This window comes from Porphyromonas sp. COT-290 OH860 (assembly GCF_000768935.1).
GTDB lineage: Bacteria > Bacteroidota > Bacteroidia > Bacteroidales > Porphyromonadaceae > Porphyromonas.
Map to the genome: position 1 here is coordinate 22,648 of NZ_JRAR01000035.1, position 6,433 is coordinate 29,080.

Annotated in this window: 7 protein-coding genes and 1 tRNA gene; 1 reads left to right on the forward strand and 7 read right to left on the reverse strand. The window is 48.1% G+C overall.

Going from position 1 to position 6,433, the window contains the following annotated elements; all coding sequences use genetic code 11:
* Window positions 1-52 precede the first annotated feature (52 nt).
* The 6 genes from HQ41_RS03775 to HQ41_RS09280 all read right to left on the reverse strand — a co-directional run bounded on the left by HQ41_RS03775 (window position 53) and on the right by HQ41_RS09280 (window position 4,762).
* A complete protein-coding gene (locus HQ41_RS03775; protein ID WP_044188126.1) occupies window positions 53-526 on the reverse strand; it encodes a biopolymer transporter ExbD in 474 nt (157 codons plus the stop codon).
* Between the two features lie 4 nt (window positions 527-530).
* Window positions 531-1,136 (reverse strand): biopolymer transporter ExbD, encoded by a 606-nt coding sequence (locus HQ41_RS03780; RefSeq protein ID WP_044188129.1) that lies wholly within the window; start codon window positions 1,134-1,136, stop codon window positions 531-533.
* A gap of 39 nt (window positions 1,137-1,175) precedes the next feature.
* Window positions 1,176-1,652 (reverse strand): hypothetical protein, encoded by a 477-nt coding sequence (locus tag HQ41_RS03785; RefSeq protein WP_044188133.1) that lies wholly within the window; start codon window positions 1,650-1,652, stop codon window positions 1,176-1,178.
* A 25-nt stretch (window positions 1,653-1,677) separates the two neighbouring features.
* On the reverse strand, window positions 1,678-2,517 hold the full coding sequence (locus HQ41_RS03790; protein WP_369794217.1) for a MotA/TolQ/ExbB proton channel family protein: 840 nt from the start codon (window positions 2,515-2,517) through the stop codon (window positions 1,678-1,680).
* A 478-nt stretch (window positions 2,518-2,995) separates the two neighbouring features.
* Window positions 2,996-4,027 carry a thiamine-phosphate kinase gene (gene thiL, locus HQ41_RS03795; RefSeq protein ID WP_044188135.1) on the reverse strand — a complete coding sequence of 344 codons (1,032 nt, stop codon included), beginning with the start codon at window positions 4,025-4,027 and terminating at the stop codon, window positions 2,996-2,998.
* Between the two features lie 33 nt (window positions 4,028-4,060).
* Complete coding sequence (locus HQ41_RS09280) at window positions 4,061-4,762, reverse strand: META domain-containing protein (RefSeq protein WP_052405268.1); 702 nt, start codon at window positions 4,760-4,762, stop codon at window positions 4,061-4,063.
* Window positions 4,763-5,503: 741 nt separating this feature from the next.
* On the opposite strand from HQ41_RS09280, the gene HQ41_RS03805 reads away from it, so the two are divergent.
* A complete protein-coding gene (locus tag HQ41_RS03805) occupies window positions 5,504-5,752 on the forward strand; it encodes a hypothetical protein (protein ID WP_044188138.1) in 249 nt (82 codons plus the stop codon).
* Window positions 5,753-6,167: 415 nt separating this feature from the next.
* On the opposite strand, the gene HQ41_RS03810 is transcribed toward HQ41_RS03805, so the two are convergent.
* Window positions 6,168-6,239, reverse strand: a tRNA-Arg gene (locus HQ41_RS03810).
* Window positions 6,240-6,433 lie beyond the last annotated feature (194 nt).

The following is a 6,433-nucleotide window of genomic DNA, read 5'->3' on the forward strand; positions in this document are numbered from 1 at the left end:
GGGGTTAGCCTTTGGGTGGGAGTTTTAATTAAAAGTTTAAGCTACGAAGTCTTTACTTCTTGCCTTGACGAGCAGAGTAGCTTACGTTGAGCGCATCGGCACGACGCAGCTCTTCCTTAACTTCTGAGATGATGTTCATCTTCGTGTCCTTATCTGCCTTGATAGAGATCTGCATGAGTTTCTTACGCTCGTCGCGGATCTTGCTCTCGGCCTGCTTCACATAGCTGTAGACGGCAGACGCATTCTGCGTCACTTGGTCGTTGAGCTGGATAGCAGAGTTGGTACCATACATATGGCGATAGGCCTCTGTTGGTTTACCAATGTAGATGAAGGTCACGAGCGACTTCTCCTCTAGTTTAGTCAGCTCGGTAGCCTGTGGTAGGTTGCTATAGCTAATCTTCGGTGATACTTCACGCATCGACGTAACCATCATGATGAAGAATAGGAAGGCAAATACCAAGTCAGGCAATGATGAGGTATTCAACTCGGGCATTTCGCGCCCGCCTGATTTACTGAACTTTCCCATTACTCTATTTCTTCTTTTCGAGGTTAGACAATGGCATTTCCGAGATGTGCATTGGGTAGGCTTCGGTCACCGACTTCTGCTGCGATACAGTCAGGTCGTTGAAACCCTTGCCGAACTTCTGCTTTGCGTAGGTATCCCACGCCTCGTTGTATGCTCTGATTAGCTCATTCTGCACGCTCACAAACATCTGGTAGCTGGTTTCGATCTCACTCTTGAGCGAGATCGCATAACCGGGGATCACCACACGCTGCATGCCAAGGCCGGGAATATCTCTCACTTCCTTCTCTGGCAGGTTGGGATCATCGTTGGGGTTCAAAATGAACTCTACAGCTACGTCTTTGAGCTTGTCGAGCGAAACAGGAATTACCTGATTCTGCTTGGAGATCACGATCTCGTCCGCACGGTTTACAAGCAGACGCATGATGTTGCGATCTCGGATCTCTACGGGTTGGTCTTTCTGCTGCTTAGGTGCTAGTGGCGGCAAGCGACGCTTTAGCCCCTTATCGGTATCCATTGAAGTAGTAATCAAGAAGAAGATAAGCAACATAAAAGCGATATCGGCCGACGACGATCCGTTGATGCCTGGAGTCTTTCTTTTTTTCTTAGCCATAATGCTTTCTGTTTTTTATTCGTTTTCGATTACCTCCGATTAACGATTGAGCAGAGCCTTGTTGATTGCGCCCCATAGAGCAGCCAATACAGACAGAGTGAAGAGGGTATACGTAGAATATAGCCACATGTCTGTTAGTTTGAGCCAGCCCGGAGTGTTGAACTTCTGAGCGTCTGCGTTCATTCCTGCGATAGGCTCTCCGCTACCGATAGCATAAGAGATGCCTAGGATTGCGATGAAAGCCACAAGGCCTGAAACAGACATCACGGCAGACTTGGGGTTGCGGGCGAATGAACCTACAAATCCTTTGAATGCGAAGAATAGGGTCGCAAGGACAGTCACGCCAAAGAGTGCGTACGTCCAGTAAAGAAGGAGATCCGTGAAGTTATACACTACGTTACCCTTGTCGTTCATTTCGCTACCTCCGAAGAAGAACGCTAGGAACACGGCCACGCTGACGGCGCCGAGGATAAGCAGTGTATAGCTGGATACCTTTCTGATTCCAGTAACAGCCATTTTCTTATCTAATATGATTTGTAGATTACTTACCGAACTTTACGTTGCGCTTGATGATCAGGTCAAGCATCGTGATAGAAGCATCTTCCATGCGGTTTAGGATGCCTTCTACGAGAGATAGGATATAGTTGTAGAATACCTGTAGGATTAGGGCTACTACAAGACCACCAATCGTCGTGATCAGAGCCACCTTCATACCACCTGCTACTACTGTTGGGCTGATGTCACCGACCTTCTCGATGTTGTCGAAAGCAAGCACCATACCGATCACAGTACCCAAGAACCCGAGAGATGGAGCCATGGCGATGAAGAGAGTGATCCAAGATAGGTTTTTTTCAAGAAGACCACCCTGTACACCTCCGTAAGAGATTACAGCCTTCTCTACTACGTCGATACCTTGATCTGCACGCATAAGAGCCTGATAAGCGATAGATGCGATAGGACCACGAGTGTTGCGAGCGATAGCCTTAGCACCCTCGATGTCGTTCTTCTCAAGAGCAGCCTCGATATCCTTGAGCATCTTCTCTGGGTTAGTGTTGGCCAAGTTGAGGTAGATGATACGCTCTAGGCAGATAGCAAGACCTAGTACTAGGGCGATAGCTACAAGAGCCATGAAGTCTGCACCCCCTTCGATGAACTTAGTCTTTAGGGCCTGATGGAAAGAAACGTTCTCGGCCTCTGCAGGTACATCGGCAGGAGTCTCTGCGGGCATCTCTGCAGCTGGTGCTACATCTGCTGCCACAGCCGTAGTGTCCACACTTTCAGTCGCTACTTCTGGTGCAACTGGTTCTTCTGCTAGGGCTGAAGTGCTGAAGCCAACAGACAACATAGCAACACACGCAATTGATGCAAAAAACTTTTTCATCGTGTTTTGTTTTTGAGTTAGTTGTTTAATTATTATTCTATTATTTCTGTTTGTTAAATATTAAGCTGAGAGAACCTGCCAAGCTCTAGCTCCGCCGAGCCACTTAGCAAGATTCCGACTTAGAAGCGATGTCAAAACTCTAGTACATGCACATCTTAATTGACACACCTATAATAATTAAAGTGTCCGGGCTTACCGGGTGTATTACTAAAGGATGTAGGGTTATCCTCTCCGGTATTTACTGAATACAGTACCCTACATTCGGGTTCAAAAATACAGTTTTTCCTTACTACAACCAAATTTTGGTCGGTTAATCTATCCTGAGGCTAAAAAGTATTACAAATCACCACGTTCTAGCCTCGTGAAGCTAACGAACGCTTCCTCCAGTTCGCTTAAATTATAGGCCTATAATATATACGGTAGGCAATCGTCGCTTTCTCGGTTGCCGAGGTTTGTACAGCTCTCAGAGGCGTATGCTCTACTGCTGCTCGACCCAGCCTTGGGCACGCAGGGCAATCTCCGAGCCATCTCTCGTGATCAGGCTTGCCCCTAGGCTTGCCTCCGTAACGTGGCCAATGAAGCGAATTCCCTCAATCTCCTTGGCTTGATCCATTAGCCCGAGCGGAATGGTAAAGAGAAATTCATAGTCCTCTCCTCCACTGAGGGCTACCGTCACTACGTTGAGGTTCATCTCCTCTGCCATACGTGCCGTCTCGTAGTCTATGGGTAGGCGCTCCTCGTAGATGCGCACGCCCACTTGGCTCTTCCTGCATAGGTGGAGTAGCTCGCTAGAGAGCCCATCAGAGATGTCGATCATACTAGTGGGGCGAATGCCTCGCGCTTGAAGGGCTTGTAGGGGCTGTAGGTGAAGCTCGGGCTTGAGCTGTCGCTCTAGAATGTATTCATGTCCTGCGAAATCGGGGTCGAAGCCCTCCTTTTCGCCAGCGAAGACACGCTTCTCTCGCTCGAGTAGCTGTAGCCCCATGTAGGCTGAGCCGAGATCGCCCGTGCAGCAGATGAGGTCTGTTGGCTTGGCTCCAGAGCGTGTCGTTACCGACTCGGGCGAAACTTCCCCTAGTGCGGTCATGCTGATGGTAAGACCCGTGAGGCTTGCAGAGGTGTCTCCGCCAACGAGGTCTACGCCATAGCTCTGGCATGCTAGCTGCATGCCAGCATAGAGCTCCTGCAGATCCTCGACAGCGAAGCGGGAGGAGATCCCTAGCCCTACGAGGATCTGCCTAGGCACGCCGTTCATCGCATAGATATCTGCGATACTTGTCACTACGGCTTTGTAGCCTAAGTGGCGCAGTGGCGTATAGGTCAGGTCAAAGTGAATACCTTCTAGCAGTAGATCGGTAGATACTAGAGTCCTATTACCCGTTGTGTAGAGTATTTGAGCAGCATCATCGCCGGCGCCTACTAGGCTACTGGGGTTGCTTAGTTTGATTGTATCGGTGAGCTTGCGGATTAGCCCAAACTCCCCGAGTGATGATATTTCGGTTCTATTCATTGATTCTAAAAACGTTCGTGCCTGATACCCTCCTTATGGGTTCTCGGCTTTCTTGTAGCGCAAGACCTCGGTATGCCCCTCATCATATAGCCTAAGGGTCAGCCCCTCTATTTGATAGCTGCGCACTCTGTCTATCGCCTTATCGTAGGCATTGGCTAGAGTCATATCTGGGCAGAGCATCATCGTACCTGCCAGAGTGCCAAGTATGAGTTTCTTGCCAGTGATTTCTTTGATCTCGCCCATATAGTGGTTGCAGCCGTTGTTGCCCCCGACACGCATCTCCGAGAGGTTGATCTCCAGAGTAGGGCGTCCCTCGGCTTGTATCTCCTCGCCCTCTATGTGCGTGGCCGACCACATATCGTAGATGCGTGGGTTGGGAGCACTCTTGTCCTCAATCTTGCGAGCCATTACCGCTAGGGTATGGCCTCTATCGTCCATTAGGGCCAGCTGCTCACCACTGAGTTTGTAGGCTCTCACGAGGTCGAGCATCAGTAGGTACTCGTCCTCCACGTGTTCGTCCATGCAAGCCATACGGGTGGCGCCGATACGGCCAAAGAGGATCTGATCCTCAGTAAGATTCTCTATCTTGCCGAAGTACTTGTTGCAGCCACCTGAGCCATGAATGGACATTTCGCTCCTATTAATATGCAGGTCAGCAGGGTGTGTCCCCTTGGCTAGGGGCCGATCTCTCAGCTTGACGAGTGTCCACTCTCCGTCGATGCTAGTTTTTTGCATATTTTGTGTTTCTTCTGCCGACGCAGAGGTCTGTTTCTGGCTTGGAGCGCACCCGCTGCCTAGGGACAGGGCGCAAGCGAATAGCGCATATGCCACTACTTTTTTCGTAACCATACCTAATACTATTTTGAGTCAAAGATAATCTGTTTTTGCGGTCACTACAGTAATATCCAAACGCTCGAGAGGGGGAATATATTGGATTGAGGTGTGGCAGGGGCAAGGCATTGTGCCGAAAAACTAAGGAGGCTGCGCATGATGATTAACCTTAAAGAGACCATTGCACAATGGGTCCTTCGTCGCCTCAGTTCCTTCGAGTCGTGTTTTTGCTGCTTGAGGCTGTGTTTTTCAACTTGGGTATCCTCCCCCCTTTACCCCGACCTTGTGGCTCATTGCTCACAAGGTCGGGCATTTTGTGCTTATTTGGCTGCTTGTGCTTGAAGGTGTCAAATAACCGTAAAATCCCCATCCCTGAGGGAAATTTCCCTCAGGGATGGGGNCTTGAAGGTGTCAAATAACCGTAAAATCCCCATCCCTGAGGGAAATTTCCCTCAGGGATGGGGATAGGGGGATAGTATTCAAGGCTCCCAAAGCCGCTTAAACACGCAAAAACATCGAGAAAGATACAAGAAACTTTGAGCGGCGCATTGAGCAATAGTCTCATAATGGTCAAGTGTGCTATCTGCGAGCTGCCCTAGAGGCATTTGTCCATCATCACGAGGTATTAGGTATATCATCTCGGATATGCCAAAGGAGTCGGGAGCTCTGCTATATGCCTATGCAGAGGATTCATGGTCGGTAGATGTGGCTAGTGCCGAGTCGGATGTTGCAGTTCCTATAGTATACAGCTGGGTCGATGCCTCTATGGTTACTGGTTTTTTAGTCGGGGTTCCATTGGATATCTACAATGCACGTCTTGCAGAGGTGCGTCGTGTTGTGGATAAGTACAAGTTGCCGACCAAGACAACCTACTATTATGTAGTTAATAGCTGATTAATCATTAGAGTCTAGGAGGATTTATTTCTTCTTAAGCTTTTCTTTTGGTGTTTACCGCTTGAGTGTTGTTTTAGGGTGGATTTGACACTTTTTGTATTTCACTGTTTGCAGTTTTTGTTTTGGATTTTCTGACACTTTTTGTTTTTCCGATTATACTTCTATTCGTGTTTAGTCTGAAATCTATTTTTACCATAGTTGTTGCATTAGTTGATACAAAGCTACATAAAAACACTCGATTCTATAATGTGTGGTTGTGTAGCCCGAATTTTGGCTTTACTAGCTGTCTTTAGCTGTCCGAAATTGATGCTTGTAGATTGCCCTTGATGAGTGGCTTTTTCTTTGTATTTCCTGATAATCAGTGGTTTGTGTTATTGTGCAAGCGCAAAAAAGGGACGACTAGCGCCCCTTTGAGTACCCCCGAGCAGAATCGAACTGCTATCTAAAATTTAGGAAATTCTTGTTCTATCCGTTGAACTACAGGGGCAAGAGTATATGTAAGACCTAACCGATGGGTTAGATACCCTTTTTCTGACCGCAAAGATAATGGTTTATCCCATAAGTTGCCAAATATGCCTCGTAGCTCAGGGCAACCGCATCAAATCTTTAGCAGCTTTTTGAGATAGTCTATATTCAGAGCAGCCTTGAACAACCTCTTCCGTAGGGATAGCTTGTCTTTAT

Bases quoted from the DNA above. Each gene is read 5' to 3' on its own strand.
- HQ41_RS03775 (WP_044188126.1), bottom strand. From the start codon at position 526: ATGGGAAAGTTCAGTAAATCAGGCGGGCGCGAAATGCCCGAGTTGAAT.
- HQ41_RS03805 (WP_044188138.1), top strand. From the start codon at position 5,504: ATGCCAAAGGAGTCGGGAGCTCTGCTATATGCCTATGCAGAGGATTCA.
- thiL (WP_044188135.1), bottom strand. From the start codon at position 4,027: ATGAATAGAACCGAAATATCATCACTCGGGGAGTTTGGGCTAATCCGC.
- HQ41_RS03785 (WP_044188133.1), bottom strand. From the start codon at position 1,652: ATGGCTGTTACTGGAATCAGAAAGGTATCCAGCTATACACTGCTTATC.
- HQ41_RS03790 (WP_369794217.1), bottom strand. From the start codon at position 2,517: ATGAAAAAGTTTTTTGCATCAATTGCGTGTGTTGCTATGTTGTCTGTT.
- HQ41_RS03780 (WP_044188129.1), bottom strand. From the start codon at position 1,136: ATGGCTAAGAAAAAAAGAAAGACTCCAGGCATCAACGGATCGTCGTCG.
- HQ41_RS09280 (WP_052405268.1), bottom strand. From the start codon at position 4,762: ATGCAAAAAACTAGCATCGACGGAGAGTGGACACTCGTCAAGCTGAGA.